The organism is Nostoc sp. ChiQUE02 (assembly GCF_034531305.2).
Lineage (GTDB): Bacteria > Cyanobacteriota > Cyanobacteriia > Cyanobacteriales > Nostocaceae > Nostoc.
Genome location: NZ_JAVRBN020000060.1, coordinates 12,870 through 28,737, shown reverse-complemented (window position 1 = coordinate 28,737; position 15,868 = coordinate 12,870). Strand labels below are relative to the sequence as shown.

Genomic DNA, 15,868 nt, shown 5'->3' with positions numbered 1-15,868 from the left:
GCAGTGCGGTCTTCTCTACGAGACGCTGCGCGATGGGGTTTCCCCAAGTAGAGCAACTGCCGTGGAGCAGGCTTGCCGTGAGCGTAGCCGAACGGGAGCAGGGGGAGAAAGAAAAATCTTATCTGAGTAAATTTGGATAATTTATTTTCTGGAAGTCCCTTACCTCAATTTATCTCACAGTTGTGCAATGCCCGATTTCTCACTCTCTGCTAAAAGCCCCCAGATTTGTCCGTGGGGAATTCGTTACATTCATGTCATCATTCAATCTGCGAATCAGACGGGATAACTCACGAATGATATTCACTGCAATTTCGGGAGTTTCTTCGATCGCATCATAAAGTTGCTCTTGCGTCAGTTCTAAAAATTCACAAGGTTCCAGAGTCGTTGCGCTGGCAGAACGAGGTTGAGTATCAAATACTGCCATTTCCCCAAAGTATTTTCCCTGTTCCACCTCTGCAAGTTGTTTATTCCCAATGTGAACTTTAACTCTACCTGACACGACAATATAAAGCGATCGCCCTTCTTCTCCCTGTCGAAAGATGGTGTAATTAGCTGGAAATGACAATTCGTTCATCACTGAAGTGAGCCGCACAATAAAATCATCCCGCAATTCCTTAAAAATCGGGACTCGCCGGACAAATAATAAACGGTCAACACTAGTTAGCATAATTACAACTTAAAATTCAACATTACTGAATATCTCCCAACTGAAGCCAGAGCGCGATTAGTTATATTAACCGATGTTCAATGCTAGCCGCCAAGAATATCCCAGGCTTTAGCATCTGACAAGGGGTCTCTTCAATAAAAGCGATGCCTACGGCGGTAAACTACGCTCTTAAACTTCTCAGATACTAACTCAGTGTTAGGCATGACGAACTGCTACTCTTTTTTATTTATGCAGTTTTGAAGGAAGTGGTTTTGTTATGTAGAAAGCCCAAAACATATAGTAAAGTTATCAATCACTTTTATTTATCCTTTTAAGAAACAAGAGTATTTGCTCTTATTTGGTTGAAAGCCATAATATTGAGTTCATGAGCTCCCAAGGTACCTTGCTGAGAAAAAAAAATCACCAATTTGATTGGAGGCGTAGTTTACTGCCGTAGGCATCGCCTCTAAAAACTGGGGAACTGGCTGATGACTAGCGAACCTTGATCGGTTGTCGTTAGGTAAAACAGTCACAAAATCTCCTGAACTGCCCTCATTGCCAGAAGCAGAGAAGGACTAAGACAAACAGCATTGAATTATCGTGAGCAACAATTATGAGTTGGCTAATTAGTACATTAATTATTGGAATCTCTGTCGCTTTTGCAACCACCTTTGACGACAATTTATATTTGACAGCTTTCTTCGGAAAAGTCAATCGCAGCTTTCGTCCTAAACATATTGTTATCGGTGAATTTCTGGGATTCACAGCCTTAGTATGTGCTAGCCTCCCTGGTTTCTTCGGCGGTCTGATTATTCCAAGCACCTGGATTGGTTTGCTAGGTTTGCTTCCCATTGCCATCGGTATTAGTAATTTCATAAGTCGAGAACAGCAAGAAGAGACAGTGCAAGCTGTGTCAGTTGACTTAACTCCTACCAAATCTGGACGCCAGAATAAATCACTATTAGCAACCATCCGCGATCCTCAAACCTACCGCGTTTCCGCAGTGACCATTGCCAATGGAGGAAACAACATTGGAATTTATGTACCCTTGTTTGCCAGTAGCAATCTTCCAAGTTTGGGTGTGATTCTATGTGTTTGCTATTTCACTGTTGGCGCGTGGTGCTTACTCTCTTACAACCTGACTCGTAATCCTCTCATGACACCCGTTTTAACTCGCTATGGTCGAAAAATCTTCCCCTTTGTCTTAATTTACTTGGGACTCTCTATCTTGATTAAAAGTGAAACATATCGACTTTTACCTAGTTTGGCAATGCTTTCCCATTAGATACGAGGCGATGCCTACGGCGGTAAACTACGCTTACAGTAGGCGCTCCACGCGATGTCTACAATCGTCTCGTAGAGAAGTGCGGGCTATTCGGCGTCGCATCTGAATCTGCAAACTCGAAATTCTTGATGGGTGCGATGTCCCTGATGTAAGCAAAAAAATCAGCGATCGTTTCTCATCCGAAATATAATCACTTTAATTTATCAATTCGAATCAAAATAATATTTGCTGTTATCAATCAACATATCTAGACTGAAAATAAAGCACATTATTGATGGTTTATATAAAAGCAAACCCATCGCAGCGAATCATCATAGGAAGGAACTAATGAATCAATCAAATTCAACAAAATTAACTCAGTGGCTCGTAACTGCCGTATTTCTAGTAGTTGTAGCGGGATTTACTCTGCTTGTTCAGCCCAGCGCTAGAGCACAAACACTTACACCATCCATAGCTACCGAATCTGAACTAGCTCCAGTAATATCTCCGGTTGATTCACCAATGGAGCCTGTAACAGCACCAGTAATATCTCCGGTTACATTACCAATAGTGTCTGTAGCAGAAAACGTTAGACATTTATTACAAACCAATGAATGTGTCGGGTGTAACCTGACTGGGGCAATGTTAAAGGACGCAAACCTGCAAGCGGCAAACTTGGAAGGTGCTAACTTACAAAATGCAGACTTAGAAAGGGCTAATTTACAGCAAACAAACTTACAAGGGGCTAACTTTCAAGGAGCAGATTTAGGCAAGGTAAACCTTTTAGGAGCAAATCTTTTGGGAGCAAACCTATTTGATGCAGACTTAGAGAAAGCCAACCTGTTGGGAGCAAACCTGCAAACGGCTAACCTACAGAACGCAGACTTGGAAAAGACAAATCTCACCAATGCAAACATGCAGGGGGTTAACCTGATGGGTGTTGATTTGGAAGATGCAATCAGACCGGAAGGATTCGCTATTCAGTAGACATCTGGTAGAAAAAGAATGTAGAGACGTAGCACTGCTATGTCTCTACAATAGTTCTAGATTCAGTCATTTAATTCCATCAATTCTTTTGTTTTCAAATCAGCCGCTACAGGTTGAGAACATGCAATTTGAGGAGAGATAGAGCAAATCGCCTCTGTGGTTGTTTCAAAACAATTTGATAACCCAATTGTTTTTAACAATCCTGTACGTTCTAGTAGTTGTTGGACTTCGGGTTGTAAACCTGTGAGAATTAAGCGGCAATTGTGCCGTTCCAAGTCGTGATAAATATCTTCTAAAGCTACTAATCCAGTTGTGTCCATATTTGGTACAAACCGCAACCGGAGAATTAAATACTTTACTTCTGGTTCATCGCGGAGGAAGGTAGCAAACCGTTCAGCAGCACCAAAAAATACGGGGCCATCTACCCGATAAACAGCAATTTCCTTACCTAATTCCAGAGGAGTACCAGGGGGAAATACTTCGGTTTCAGGTATTTTAACAAGACTTAAATCGCTCATCCGTTTGATGAACAAGGCTCCGGCTGCAATCAATCCCACTTCGACAGCGAGAACTAAGTCAAATAAGATTGTCACTAGCCAGGTGAGAATCATTACAGCAAAGTCGGAGTAGGTAGCACGCATCAATAAACCAATGGCTTCCCACTCAATCATCCGCAGGCTAACCACCATCAAAATGCCAGCAAGTGCTGCTAAAGGAATCTGTGCAGCTAGGGGTGCTAAAGTTAAAACAATAATCGCTAAAGCAACGCCGTGAATTACCCCAGATAGTCGGGTTTTCCCGCCAGAACGGACATTCACAGCAGTCCGAGCGATCGCACCTGTAGCGGGGATGCCCCCAAAAAATGGGACAATCATATTAGCCAAGCCTTGACCAATTAATTCGCGATCGCTATTATGTTTTTCGCTGACAGTCATACCATCAGCTACCACCGCCGATAGCAACGATTCAATACTCCCTAGTGCAGCTAAAGCCAAAGCTGGATTAATTAGTTCTCGAATCACACTAAAATCATTCCAGTGGGGAATACCTTGAGGCATCGGTAAAGATTGAGGAATGGTGCCAATTGTTGGTACATTCAGATGGAAAGCAGAAGCGATCGCAGTTGCTAACACCAGCCCCACTAAAGAACCTGGTATTGTCGTATTAATCCTGGGCCATAAAACATTAGTTACAATCACCACAACTGCCAAGGCAACCGCTGCCCAGTTTAGAGCTTCTACATGAGTTAGACTTTGCCAAAGTCCGGGCAAAAAATGTTCGCTACGTGGTAATTTTAAACCAAAGAAATTATTTAACTGACCACAAAAAATAATCACGGCAATACCATTAGTAAAACCTGCCGTCACCGGATAGGGAATAAACTTCACTAACTGTCCAAGTTTGGCAACCCCCAAGGCAATTTGGATAATCCCAGCCATCACCCCAGCAATCCAAACTTTCTCAAGGCCGTATTTGGCGACAATTCCCACCAAAACCACAGCCATTGCACCTGTTGGCCCTGTAATCTGTACTGACGAACCACCAAAAATTGCCGCGACGATTCCCGCCACAATCGCGGTGTAAAGTCCCGCCTTTGGTTCCACACCACTGGCTACCGCAAAGGCTAAAGCCAAAGGCAATGCTACCACTGCTGCTGTTAGTCCTCCCGTCAAATCGCCACGCAGTCCACCAAACAAGCCGCCCAAACGCAAAAGCTGTGGTTCTTTGAGGATATTAGAGATTGCCATATCGTCATTTTCAACTCTCATAGACAATTTGTTGAAGCACACACAAATGTTATTCCATCTTTTCTGTAGAGTTCATCAGGGATTGTCGAAAATTCCGCGATTGCGTATGGGTTTTGGTTCAAGTTCGCCTATTTGCTGATTAATAAAAGCTTAGGCTTACTTGACATAATGGATATAGTATGTATATGTAAAGATGGCGATCGCTACAGAGTTCTTTAGCAGGCCGACAGATGGTAGATTTGAATCTAAGTACAGACTTTGCCTAACAGCTTAATGTTTTTAAACGCAGAGTGACTCAAAGTAAACGCAAAGTAACGCAGAGTTTTGCCTAATTTATTTCGCTACGAATTAATTAAATATTGTACTGAGACTTTGCTGAGGTAGTATTAAAAGCAAAAGTCAAGGCTTAAGTAATTTTTACGAGGACGCAAAAGTATTAATTAGTCTACGCTCTGGGTAATAAGGCTACTCAGATAAACTTATGGGACTTTACGACCAAAATCAATCATCACAGGATGCGCTACGAAAGTTACGCGAAGGAGCAAGCCACTCCAGAGTAGCCCAAGAAATTGCTCAACGAGACTATGCAAAAGCTCAAGCCGAAGCTGATAAATGGGAACAAGAATATCAACTTGCTGTGCAAGGAAGTAATCAGGATTTAATTAGTCAAACAAAATTCCAAAAGGAACGATATCAAGCAATCGCTAGTAGACTAAAAACCCTGATAGAGGAGCAACAACCACAAGTAGACGCAATTAAAAATAGTTTGAAATCTTGGGAGAAAAAGGTTTCAGAAGCACAGAATGAAGTATTACGGAGTGAGTCTAACATTAGTGAGGTTTCACCAAAATTCATCAGCTTTGAATACAAAGATGTTGATGTATCGATTGATGATGAATTACAGCAACTTAAAGCATTAATGCTATCACCTAAACCTCAAGAGCAAACTCAAGCTAAAAAAGACAGCAAAGTGCTTTTAGCAGAGGCTATTCATGAGACAAAAAAAGCTGTCAACAGCGCTGTTGCTAATCAAGAAGGTATTGAGAAAGATTTTGAAAAAGCCCAGAAAGAAACTAAATACTGGAACGAAAAAGTTCAGACAGCTTTGAAAAACAATGATGATGATTTAGCCCTTCAAGCTGTAGTGAATAAAAAAATACAAAATAAAATTGTGCTTATTCTTCTAACTCAGCTTCAACAGCAGCAAGCAACAGTAGCTTTACTCAGACAAAATCTGATGACTCTAGAAAATTTCAAGAAAACATTAGGCAATGACACAGAATTCTAAAACAGGCGCAGCATTCATTGCAGGCGGAACCATAACAGCTGCTGGTGTTTCTGCAACTGTAGGCGGGATGGGGCTAGCTGGCGGATTTGGTGCAGTCGGCATTGGTACAACTCCTGTAGTCGGTGCTGGTGCTGTGGCTGGTGCAGCTGCTTATGGCGTTTTTAAAGCCATAGCAGAGGGAGATGCTGCTGCTTTTAGTGCAATGGGAATTGGTGCAGTCGGCGGTGCTGGTGTTTATAGTGTCGTCGGTGGTATGGGTTTAGTCGCACCGAAAGTAGGGCTGGCATTTGGGATTGGTGCAGTACCGATGGCAGGAATTGGTGCAGTAGTGGGACTCGCCGCCTATGGTATTGCCAAACTGTTAGACGAATCTGGAATTAGCGAAACTCCAGCACAGCTTTTTGAGCGGATGGAAGAGAAAGTTTTGCAGATGGGCTACTATTCCGAAGCAGTGATGGAATTAGAAGCATTTTTATCTGGTGAGGATCTCAACCAAAAATTTGCTGTTTTGGAAGTCGAAGATGAGTTACAAGCACTCAAGGCTGAATTTAAGAAAAAATCAAAATTTGTTACCCCTAAACCTTCCACTCCTAATATTGAAGCGGAAAGAATATCTCTGACAACCCAGCTACCTGAAACCTGGAGATGTGTACGCACACTCAAAAGTCACTTAGCGGCAGTTAATGCGATCGCAATCAGTCCTGATGGTACTACCTTGATTAGTGGCAGTGATGACAGACAAGTTAATTTGTGGAACTTGAAAACCGGAAAATGGCTTTACACGTTCTCTGGACAAGCTGAGGCAGTTTTATCTGTTGCTATCAGCCCTGATGGACAGCAGATTGCAAGTGGTAGCGTCGATCGCAAAATCAGCAGTTGGCAGATGGACACAAAAAAATTTCTCCATACATTCTTTTATTTAAGTTCTGCCTATAGTCATAATGGTTTTGTTAACTCGATTGCCTACAGTCCTGATGGCGCAATTCTTGCTAGTGGTGCTGCCGATAAGACTATTAGAATCTGGGGACGCTACACGGGAACAGTAAAACGCACTTTAAATGGACACTCAGATGCAGTTTTGTCTGTCACCATCAGCCCTGATGGTAAAATCCTTGCAAGTGGTAGTGCGGATCAAACTATTAGGCTTTGGGATATCAAAACTTGGCAACAGCGCTACATTCTGACTAAACATTTGGGTGCAGTGAATACAGTTGCCATCAGTCTTAACAGTCAAACTCTTATTAGCGGTAGCACAGACGCCACAATTAAGCTGTGGAATCTCCAAACTGGAGAACTACTTTCCACTTTGACTGGACACTCAGCGGCGGTTTTGTCTGTTGCCATCAGTCCCAATGGAAAAATCTTCGCCAGTAGCAGCAGAGACGGTATTATCAAACTTTGGAACCTCCACACTGGAGAACTACTACAAAGTCTTTCTGGATGTAACCCCGTTGCTTTCAGTCCTGATGGCAAGACGCTGGTAAGTGGCGGTAATGGCGGAAGTATCAAGATTTGGAGTCAAATGCAAGGCTTTGATCAATTTACTCTCGACTCTGGATTATCTGGGGAATGGTGGGAAGTCTTGGGTGTAAATCTGGGCGATCGCCCCAATGTTGTTAAATTTGCCTACCGTCGATTAGCAAGATTGTATCATCCTGATGTCAATAGTTCTGCGATCGCAAAAGCCTCAATGCAAGCAATTAATCAAGCTTATAAAGAATTCCAGAAGCAGGTAATATGAAGTTAGCAGTTTATCGATGCTAGTCAAAATATGAACAATAATTGAGGAATTAGTGTTATGTTTCAACATGTAGCAGAGTTGATAACTTTTGAAGAATTTGTCAAATGGAAGCCGGAGAACGGCAGATATGAATTGCATAAAGGAGTAATAGTTGAAATGCAGCCAACAGGAGAACATGAGTTGGTCAGAGCATTTCTGATTAGAGAACTCAATTTTGAGATTCGGAGGTTTAACCTAGCTTATTCGATTCCTGGTCAAGCATTAGTCAAATCTGTTGATAAAAAATCTGGTTATATTCTAGATGTGCTGGTATTGAATCTCCCTAATTTAGTTAATGAACCACTTTGGAAAAAATCATCAACAGTTACTCAAGCAGCATCAATCCGATTGGTAGTGGAAGTTGTAAGTACAAATTGGCGAGATGATTATTTTCTGAAATTCGGTGAATATGAAGAAATTGGGATTTCAGAATATTGGATTGTTGACTATGCTGCTCTTGGTGGAAAACGGTTTATTGGCAATCCTAAACAACCGACAATATCAGTTTACAGATTAGTGGAAGGCGAGTACCAAGTAACTCAGTTTCGTGGTAACGATCAAATTGAATCACCAACTTTAAGAGATTTAAATCTGACTGCTGAACAAGTTTTTAAGGCTGCTTTGGGAGAACAGTAATGAACATTGCTTGTTTGTTAACTTAGTTATCAATGCAATTCAATACACACCACAAAGAGGAAAGGTGACTGTTTGCTTAGACCGCAGTAACCATTATGCTATGATTCAGATTCAAGATACGCGTATTGGTATTTCGCAACAGGATCTGACTCGGATTTTTGATAGCTTTTACGGAGTGAATAGCGATGCCTACAGCGGGCTGCGCCTACGCTCCTGTAACACTGGCGGTTTTGGATTGGGATTGACGATCGTTCTGTTTGCTTTACTATTTTTGGCTTTACTCCCATAAACGCCCCATGTCATCTGTCAGTAGGGTAAAATATTTAACCCTTGAGAAGTATTGACATATTAAATTTTTCGCGGACTCATCTTGCATATTTTGACAAAGCGTTATAAATTATTATTAGGTTATAGGGGAATAATCTGACTTTTTAGTGTCAAAAACTAATCCTGCTCAAGTAAATATACTGCAACCAGTTTTAACTTCACACAAACCTAGACAGCACTGAAGATATGTTTTTATTTGGTAAAGCAAAGATTCCGGACATGAAACGGAACAATAAATAATTTAAAAGTATATCTTGTGTGACTGTTTTTAAAATCATGTTACTGCTTGCGGTGAGGAACAAGAACTATAATTCACCAAAAGAGTAACCGATTATAAGCAAATTAACTAGCAATAAAGCTGCATACATATAGCAGTTTTATTTCTTGTTAGTTGATTAAATTTTCTCCAAATTATATTTGCTATTCAAAGAATCGTTTTTGTTATGCTGAGAATGGCAAAAATAATAAATGAAGACGCATCTACCACAAATTTACAATCCAAATGGAGTCATTCTGGCGATGCACCTAAACGAATTGGAAACTACTGAAAATTTAAAAGAAGTGGAAGAAGCGTGGCGAACACTAGAAAAATCAATTCTCTACTATCAAGGACGCCCCGTTGGTACGGTAGCCGCTTATGATGCATCTGTAGAGGCTCTCAATTATGACCAGTGCTTTATCCGGGATTTTGTCTCTTCAGCTCTAATTTTTCTGATTAAAGGTAGAACAGATATTGTTCGTAATTTCTTAGAAGAAACCTTAAAGTTACAGCCTAAAGAAAGGGCATTAGATGCCTATAAGCCTGGACGAGGATTAATCCCTGCTAGCTTTAAAGTTGTATTAGAAAATGGGCAAGAATCTTTAGAGGCTGATTTTGGTGAACATGCGATCGCTAGAGTTACACCCGTAGATTCTTGCCTATGGTGGATTATTTTGTTGCGTGCTTATGTAGTCGCCACAGAAGATTTTTCTTTAGCCTATCAACCTGAATTCCAAAATGGTATCAGGTTAATCATGGAAATCTGCTTGGCGAATCGTTTTGATATGTACCCAACGCTGTTGGTTCCAGATGGTGCTTGTATGATTGACCGTCGTATGGGCATTTATGGGCATCCTCTAGAACTACAAGTTCTTTTTTACACGGCATTGCGTGCATCTCGTGAACTGCTAATTTGCCAAGGGAATTCTGATATTGTTGAAGCCATTGATAACCGTTTGCCTCTTTTATGCGCTCATATTCGCCAGCATTATTGGATAGATATTAATCGCCTGAATGCAATTTATCGCTTCAAAAGTGAAGAATATGGTAAGGGTGCTGTTAATCTGTTCAACATATATGTAGATTCTGTTCCCTATTATGAATTAGATAAGTGGCTGCCAAAAAAAGGTGGTTATCTAGCAGGTAATGTCGGCCCGTCGCAGCTAGATACTCGCTTCTTTTCACTCGGAAACTTAATGGCAATCATTTCAGACTTAGCCACCGAAGAACAGTCACAAGCGATTATGACTCTCATTGAGGAACGATGGGATGATTTGGTGGGAGATATGCCAATGAAAATTTGTTTCCCAGCTTTGGAACATGAAGAATACAGAATTGTAACTGGATGTGACCCCAAAAATATCCCTTGGTCGTATCATAATGCTGGTAGTTGGCCAGTTTTAATGTGGATGTTAGCGGCGGCGGCAGTGAAAACTAACAGAACAAGTCTTGCACAAAAGGCTATTGAAACTGCTCAAGGACGCCTCAGTACAGATGAATGGCCAGAGTATTACGACGGTAAAAAAGGGCGACTGATTGGCAAACAAGCTAGAAAATATCAAACTTGGACAATTACTGGGTTCTTATTAGCAAAAGAACTGATGGCAAACCCCACTTTTTTACCATTAATCAGCTTTGGGAAATTACCAGCAGAACAGGTTTCTAGAGCATGTGAGTTTGAAATCGCCAGTGTAGACCCGTATATGCCTCAATAGGGAAGTTGGGAGTTGGGAGAGACGCGACGCCAGTCGCTACAACGGGGAGCCACTCCGTTGGGCGGCTTTGCCGACTTGAAGGAAGTGGCGTGGGAACCCCCGCAACGCGCTGGCTCATTAATCGCGTCTGTACAAGAGTTAGGAGTTAGAATACAAAAGCCTTCTGACTCCTGAATCAAGTTTCCATGACAAACCCCCGTCAACTAGCTTTTATCGCCCTGCGAGATATTCATAAGGGGGCTTATGCTGATGTTGCCCTAGATAGAGTACTGCAAAAAGTTAATTTGGCTGATAACGATCGCCGCTTAGTGACAGAATTGGTTTATGGGAGCGTCAGAAGGCAGCGCACCCTCGATACTCTCATCGATCAACTCGCCAAAAAGAAATCTCATCAACAGCCACAAGACCTCCGCACCATCTTACATCTGGGTTTCTACCAACTGCGTTATCAACAGCGTATACCCGCCTCAGCTGCTGTTAATACCACCGTCCAACTCGCTAAAGAAAACGGTTTTTCTGGACTCACTGGTTTTGTTAACGGTCTATTACGCCAGTATCTTAGAAAAGCAGGAGAAGCAGGGGAAGAAAACACTTCCTCATCTCTCCATACTGATCCGTTACAACTTCCAGAAAACCCAGTGGAACGCTTGGGTATTTTACACAGCTTTCCTGACTGGATTATTCAAGTCTGGTTAGAACAACTGGGTTTGACCGAGACAGAACAACTGTGTGAATGGATGAACCAATCACCAACAATTGACTTGCGTATCAACCCACTTCGCACTTCAATCGAGGAAGTTGAGGCCGCTTTGCAATCTGTTGGTGTTTTGGTGAGACGGATTCCTCATTTACCCCAAGCGCTACGATTTATTGGTAATACTGGGTCAATTCAAAAACTACCTGGTTTTAGAGAAGGTTGGTGGACTGTACAAGATAGTAGTGCTCAATTAGTAGGTCATTTGCTCGACCCACAACCGGGTGAAGTGGTAATTGATGCCTGTGCTGCACCAGGGGGTAAAACAACCCACATTGCTGAGTTAATGGCGGATAAAGGTAAAATTTGGGCTTGCGATCGCACTCCTTCTCGTCTTCGCAAACTCCAAGAAAACTCTCAACGGCTGAATTTACAATCTATTCAAATTTTCACTGGTGACAGTCGCCACTTCAACCAATTTCAAAACACCGCAGACCGCGTATTGCTTGATGCTCCATGTTCTGGTTTGGGAACCATGCACCGTCATGCTGATGCTCGTTGGCGACAGACACCAGAATCTGTCCGCGAACTTTCGGTGCTGCAAAAAGAATTATTAACACATACATCAACTTTTGTCAAACCTGGTGGTGTACTAGTTTATGCCACCTGTACATTGCATCCAGCAGAAAATGAAGAAGTGATTTCGGCATTTTTAGCTGAGTCACCTGATTGGCAAATTGAGTCTCCCAGCGGCATTGAGTTACCTGATTCTGCCCAGATAACACCTCAAGGTTGGTTTAAAGTCTGGCCCCATCGACAGGACATGGATGGCTTTTTTATGGTGCGCTTAAGAAAAACCAATAATTCCGAGTGAATACTGTTTGGGATTGTACGATTTGGTGGAGGCCTGAATCTACCAGAGGAGGCAGCAATGGTTACCCCTTCCAATGTCAAAAACTTAGTTAAAATCCTGATTGGAGCCGCCTGGATTGATGGCAGAATCCAGCCAGAAGAACGGCAATATCTCCGCGAAATAGCTCAAGCAAAAGGTTTAGCTAACGATCCAGAAATTAAGCCTTGGCTGTACGAATTAGTTCCTGTACAGCCGAAAGAATGCTATGACTGGGTGCGGGAGTATTTAGGCGATCGCCCCAGCCTTGAAGATTGTGAAAATCTGATTGAAGCTATCAGTGGCTTAATTTATAGCGATGGTGAAGTTGCTGTCGAAGAAGCCAGACTCCTGACCCAATTACAGGATATAGCGAAGCTGAATGACTCAAATCAACCGGCTCACACTGCACTTCTCAAACAAATTCAAAAGCTTTACCGTCGTTGGGTTGAAGTTCAAAACTAAATCATAGTCATTAGTCATTAGACTAATGACTAATAACTAAATTATGACTTCGGTTCACCCAGACCCGGAGTTTCTTCTTTATCAACTTTAGGCACAAAATCAGGACGCTCTTTGCTTTCCCAACCTGCGGGGCGTTTCGAGTTGTACCAAGCTATTGACCCAATGGTGACAGCAGCAATAAAACCAACGACATACACCAAGGTGAAAGCAAAAGGAAACTGACCACCACCTGTTGCAACTGAATCTGCTGCCTGCATCAATATATGCATGAGTATATTCTCCAATGTTAAGTAACACTACTTGTCACACTATAAAATGAGCGTATCACTTAACATCCCCCCGGAGTTTAGTTTAAGTAACTTGATATGCATAAAAAAGAGCAGGGGGCAGGGGGCAAGGGGCAGGAGACAGAGGGAGAAGAATAATAATACTTCTCTACGAGAGGCTTCTCTTTCAGAGACGCTAACGCTAACGCGAACGTCAACGGCTCCCTTCCCTACGGCACGCTACGCGTAGCTTGCTTCCACGTTCGCGTAGCGTGCCGTAGGCAAGTGGTACGACTGCGCTACCTCGGCTCCGGTTCCATCGAGCGACTTGTACTGAGCGTAGTCGAAGTAAGTCGAGATGCTCGGCACAAGTCAGGGCAAGTCGCTCAGTCCAAGTGCCCAATGCCCACTCCTCAATTAGAAGGTCTAAGTCTATCCCGCCAGCTAGGCTGTGGTGATGAACCTGAACTATTTGCCGGAGAGGAAGATCGCCGAGTTCTTCGAGGTGGGGGAGAAGAAGGAGAATCAGATTCTACTCTTCTAGAGCGCCGCCGTGAACGAGATGACTCCTCAGAAGAGTTACTGGAACTTGATTCTTCACTGCGATCGCGCCTTCTCCGTCTTGGGGTATAATCGCTCGATTGCTGTTCTTCTTGAGAATAGCTTCTCCTCCTCCTACGTCTCCTCGATGAACCACTCTCCTCAGAATTTCTAACACTTTCTCCTTCTGAGTCATCATCAGAGGAAATAGAACGATTCAGCACTTGTTTGGGCTTGATAGACTGAGCTTTGATGGTGCCTTTACGACCTTCTAACTTGGGTCGTTTGGGAAACTTTTCTACGGGCATCCCCTCTACCGCTTTTTCCATAAATTCGTGCCAAGTGTAAGCGGCACTACTACTACTGCCATAAGTGGGGCGGTTGTCATCGTTACCTAGCCATACCCCTGTCACCATCTGAGGAATGTAGCCAATAAACCATAAATCACGGGCTTCGTCGGATGTGCCGGTTTTGCCTGCAACTGGTCTATTATCCAATTGGGCAGCACCACCAGTTCCTGCTTCGACGACGTTGCGTAGCATCCAAGTCATGATGGCGGCACTGTCAGCGTCAAGGGCGCGTTTTGACTTGAAATTAGCTGACCAGATCACCTTGCCTTGGCGGTTGAGGATGCGGGTAATACCATGAGGTTCTGCGTGTAATCCAAGAGTCGCAAAACTGCCATAAGCGCTGGTCAACTCTAGCAGATTGACTTCATTTGAGCCGAGAGCCAAAGAGTAGGTGGGCTTGAGTTCAGATTTTATCCCCATATCATGGGCAAGTTTAATCGTTGGGGTAAATCCCACATCAATCAACACCTTGACCGCAACAATATTAACAGAGCGGGTGAGGGCATCTCGGATGTTCATTGAACCCCGGAAGTTTTCACTATAGTTTTTCGGTTCATAGCCGTCTACGACAAAGGGCGCATCTTCGTAGCTATCGTAGGGGCTTTTACCGCTAGCGATCGCAGTCGCATATACAAACCCTTTAAATGTCGATCCTGGCTGCCGCTGTGCCTGGGTAACCCGATTAAACTGGTTTTTACCAAAGTCTTTCCCTCCAACCATTGCCTTAATTTCACCGCTGCGGGGGTCAATGGCTACCATTGCTGCTTGCTTAAAGTTCTCCCAGCGTCCTTGATTTCGCAGCGTTTTAGCAACTGCCTCTTCTGCGGCTTTCTGCCAAGTCGGGTTCAGTGTGGTTTCCACTACTAATCCCTCACTTTTTAGCACGTTAGGAGAAACATACTTCGGCAATTCTTTTTGGATGTAGCTGGTAAAGTAGGGTGATTCTACTTGCACTCGCTTGGGTAAACTGCTTTTGAGTGTTAGTGGCTCCTGAACGGCTGCTTGCCTTTGCTCTGCTGTAATAACTCCATCTTCTTGCATCCGTAGTAATACTAAGTCCCGACGCCGTTTCGCCGCTTCGGGATTCTTGTCTGGGGCGTATAAGCTAGGAGCAGGAGCTAATCCAGCAATCGTTGCCATTTCCGCCAGGGAAAGCTGGTCTGGCGATTTACTAAAATATACCCAAGATGCATCTGCCACACCATAAGCTCCACCTCCCAAATAAACCAGATTCAGGTAACGCTCTAAAATCTGATCTTTGGTTAATTCATTCTCCATTTTTTGTGCTAAACGGACTTCCTTGAGTTTCCGCCAGATTGTCTGCTCTTGTTTCAAAAAGAGAATCCGCGTTAGCTGTTGGGTGATGGTGCTACCACCTTCAACCACACCTTGCGATCGCAAATTATTCAAACCCGCTCTGACAATTCCTTGAGGATCAACTCCGTTGTGTTGCTTAAATCTTCTATCTTCTGAGGCGATGAAAGCTTTTTTTAAATTATCTGGTATTTGTTCCAGCTTTAGCTGTTCTCTAGCCGTTTCACCTTGTTGTTGTAATATAGTTCCATCGGCGGCTTTGATGGTCAGTGTTTGCTCTCTAACCACGGCATTCAACTCAGACTGATCTGGTAAAGTCCGGTCTATTAAACTGACGCCGTAGATCAAGGCAACTATGCCACCACCTACACCCAAGCCTGCCCAAAACCATAAGCGACGATAGAGTGGTTTACCGCGAGTTGCCTGATTGGTCTTCATCCTAGATGGTAAAATTTTCATTTTGCTCAGTAACTGCCTCGCCTGCGCCAGATGTGCTGGTGGTAAGCTCTCATTTGTTCCTCCTTGTCCAGAGTCACTCAAATTAGTTGGTCTTCGCTTGAACCAGGAGGTAAGCTTCTCCACGTCAGTTCCTCGCTCAAAGTAGTAACTTATATAACCACCATCAATCAACTTTGGGGTTAGTTCACCACCATTGTGTTAGTATAATATCCTATAAATAATTAACTAAATTCTCCATAAA

14 protein-coding genes and 1 pseudogene are annotated in these 15,868 nt (G+C 43.1%); 10 read left to right on the top strand and 5 right to left on the bottom strand.

Annotation, left to right across the window (positions count from 1 at the left end; translation table 11 throughout):
- Positions 1 to 199: 199 nt before the first annotated feature.
- On the bottom strand, positions 200 to 667 hold the full coding sequence (locus tag RM347_RS31975; RefSeq protein WP_322720519.1) for a Crp/Fnr family transcriptional regulator: 468 nt from the start codon (positions 665 to 667) through the stop codon (positions 200 to 202).
- 592 nt (positions 668 to 1,259) lie between these two features.
- Between RM347_RS31975 and RM347_RS31970 the strand changes: the two genes are divergently transcribed.
- Positions 1,260 to 1,931: a cadmium resistance transporter gene (locus RM347_RS31970; RefSeq protein ID WP_322720520.1), complete on the top strand. Its 672-nt coding sequence runs from the start codon at positions 1,260 to 1,262 to the stop codon at positions 1,929 to 1,931.
- A gap of 327 nt (positions 1,932 to 2,258) precedes the next feature.
- A complete protein-coding gene (locus RM347_RS31965; RefSeq protein ID WP_322720521.1) occupies positions 2,259 to 2,897 on the top strand; it encodes a pentapeptide repeat-containing protein in 639 nt (212 codons plus the stop codon).
- A 62-nt stretch (positions 2,898 to 2,959) separates the two neighbouring features.
- Here the strand turns inward: RM347_RS31965 and RM347_RS31960 are convergent, their stop codons facing one another.
- Positions 2,960 to 4,645, bottom strand: coding sequence for a SulP family inorganic anion transporter (locus tag RM347_RS31960; protein ID WP_322720542.1), 1,686 nt, complete (start codon positions 4,643 to 4,645; stop codon positions 2,960 to 2,962).
- 481 nt (positions 4,646 to 5,126) lie between these two features.
- Here RM347_RS31960 and RM347_RS31955 point away from each other — a divergent pair, with 481 nt between their 5' ends.
- From RM347_RS31955 to RM347_RS31920, 8 genes and pseudogenes are all read left to right on the top strand, one after another.
- On the top strand, positions 5,127 to 5,933 hold the full coding sequence (locus RM347_RS31955; protein ID WP_322720522.1) for a PspA/IM30 family protein: 807 nt from the start codon (positions 5,127 to 5,129) through the stop codon (positions 5,931 to 5,933).
- A complete protein-coding gene (locus RM347_RS31950; protein WP_322720523.1) occupies positions 5,917 to 7,674 on the top strand; it encodes a DnaJ domain-containing protein in 1,758 nt (585 codons plus the stop codon). The genes RM347_RS31955 and RM347_RS31950 overlap by 17 nt, the downstream gene beginning before the upstream one ends.
- Before the next feature lie 57 nt (positions 7,675 to 7,731).
- Complete coding sequence (locus RM347_RS31945) at positions 7,732 to 8,349, top strand: Uma2 family endonuclease (RefSeq protein WP_322720524.1); 618 nt, start codon at positions 7,732 to 7,734, stop codon at positions 8,347 to 8,349.
- 10 nt (positions 8,350 to 8,359) lie between these two features.
- Positions 8,360 to 8,599 (top strand): annotated as a pseudogene (locus RM347_RS31940) (ATP-binding protein); the annotation flags it as partial.
- 596 nt (positions 8,600 to 9,195) lie between these two features.
- Positions 9,196 to 10,650, top strand: coding sequence for a glycoside hydrolase 100 family protein (locus RM347_RS31935; RefSeq protein ID WP_322720543.1), 1,455 nt, complete (start codon positions 9,196 to 9,198; stop codon positions 10,648 to 10,650).
- A 12-nt stretch (positions 10,651 to 10,662) separates the two neighbouring features.
- A complete protein-coding gene (locus tag RM347_RS31930; protein ID WP_322720525.1) occupies positions 10,663 to 10,824 on the top strand; it encodes a hypothetical protein in 162 nt (53 codons plus the stop codon).
- 11 nt (positions 10,825 to 10,835) lie between these two features.
- Positions 10,836 to 12,218 carry a 16S rRNA (cytosine(967)-C(5))-methyltransferase gene (locus RM347_RS31925; protein WP_322720526.1) on the top strand — a complete coding sequence of 461 codons (1,383 nt, stop codon included), beginning with the start codon at positions 10,836 to 10,838 and terminating at the stop codon, positions 12,216 to 12,218.
- A gap of 57 nt (positions 12,219 to 12,275) precedes the next feature.
- Positions 12,276 to 12,698, top strand: coding sequence for a TerB family tellurite resistance protein (locus RM347_RS31920; protein ID WP_322720527.1), 423 nt, complete (start codon positions 12,276 to 12,278; stop codon positions 12,696 to 12,698).
- 41 nt (positions 12,699 to 12,739) lie between these two features.
- Here the strand turns inward: RM347_RS31920 and psb35 are convergent, their stop codons facing one another.
- The 3 genes from psb35 to RM347_RS31905 all read right to left on the bottom strand — a co-directional run bounded on the left by psb35 (position 12,740) and on the right by RM347_RS31905 (position 15,750).
- Complete coding sequence (gene psb35 / locus RM347_RS31915; protein WP_322720528.1) at positions 12,740 to 12,967, bottom strand: photosystem II assembly protein Psb35; 228 nt, start codon at positions 12,965 to 12,967, stop codon at positions 12,740 to 12,742.
- A 211-nt stretch (positions 12,968 to 13,178) separates the two neighbouring features.
- A complete protein-coding gene (locus RM347_RS31910) occupies positions 13,179 to 13,367 on the bottom strand; it encodes a hypothetical protein (protein ID WP_322720529.1) in 189 nt (62 codons plus the stop codon).
- Positions 13,368 to 13,377: 10 nt separating this feature from the next.
- Positions 13,378 to 15,750, bottom strand: a complete 2,373-nt coding sequence (locus RM347_RS31905; RefSeq protein WP_322720530.1) for a transglycosylase domain-containing protein — start codon at positions 15,748 to 15,750, stop codon at positions 13,378 to 13,380.
- Positions 15,751 to 15,868 lie beyond the last annotated feature (118 nt).

Excerpts from the sequence above, each read along its gene's own strand:
- psb35 (WP_322720528.1), bottom strand. The coding sequence starts at position 12,967 with ATGCATATATTGATGCAGGCAGCAGATTCAGTTGCAACAGGTGGTGGT.
- RM347_RS31925 (WP_322720526.1), top strand. The coding sequence starts at position 10,836 with ATGACAAACCCCCGTCAACTAGCTTTTATCGCCCTGCGAGATATTCAT.
- RM347_RS31975 (WP_322720519.1), bottom strand. The coding sequence starts at position 667 with ATGCTAACTAGTGTTGACCGTTTATTATTTGTCCGGCGAGTCCCGATT.
- RM347_RS31945 (WP_322720524.1), top strand. The coding sequence starts at position 7,732 with ATGTTTCAACATGTAGCAGAGTTGATAACTTTTGAAGAATTTGTCAAA.
- RM347_RS31955 (WP_322720522.1), top strand. The coding sequence starts at position 5,127 with ATGGGACTTTACGACCAAAATCAATCATCACAGGATGCGCTACGAAAG.
- RM347_RS31965 (WP_322720521.1), top strand. The coding sequence starts at position 2,259 with ATGAATCAATCAAATTCAACAAAATTAACTCAGTGGCTCGTAACTGCC.
- RM347_RS31960 (WP_322720542.1), bottom strand. The coding sequence starts at position 4,645 with ATGGCAATCTCTAATATCCTCAAAGAACCACAGCTTTTGCGTTTGGGC.
- RM347_RS31920 (WP_322720527.1), top strand. The coding sequence starts at position 12,276 with ATGGTTACCCCTTCCAATGTCAAAAACTTAGTTAAAATCCTGATTGGA.
- RM347_RS31935 (WP_322720543.1), top strand. The coding sequence starts at position 9,196 with ATGCACCTAAACGAATTGGAAACTACTGAAAATTTAAAAGAAGTGGAA.
- RM347_RS31950 (WP_322720523.1), top strand. The coding sequence starts at position 5,917 with ATGACACAGAATTCTAAAACAGGCGCAGCATTCATTGCAGGCGGAACC.
- RM347_RS31970 (WP_322720520.1), top strand. The coding sequence starts at position 1,260 with ATGAGTTGGCTAATTAGTACATTAATTATTGGAATCTCTGTCGCTTTT.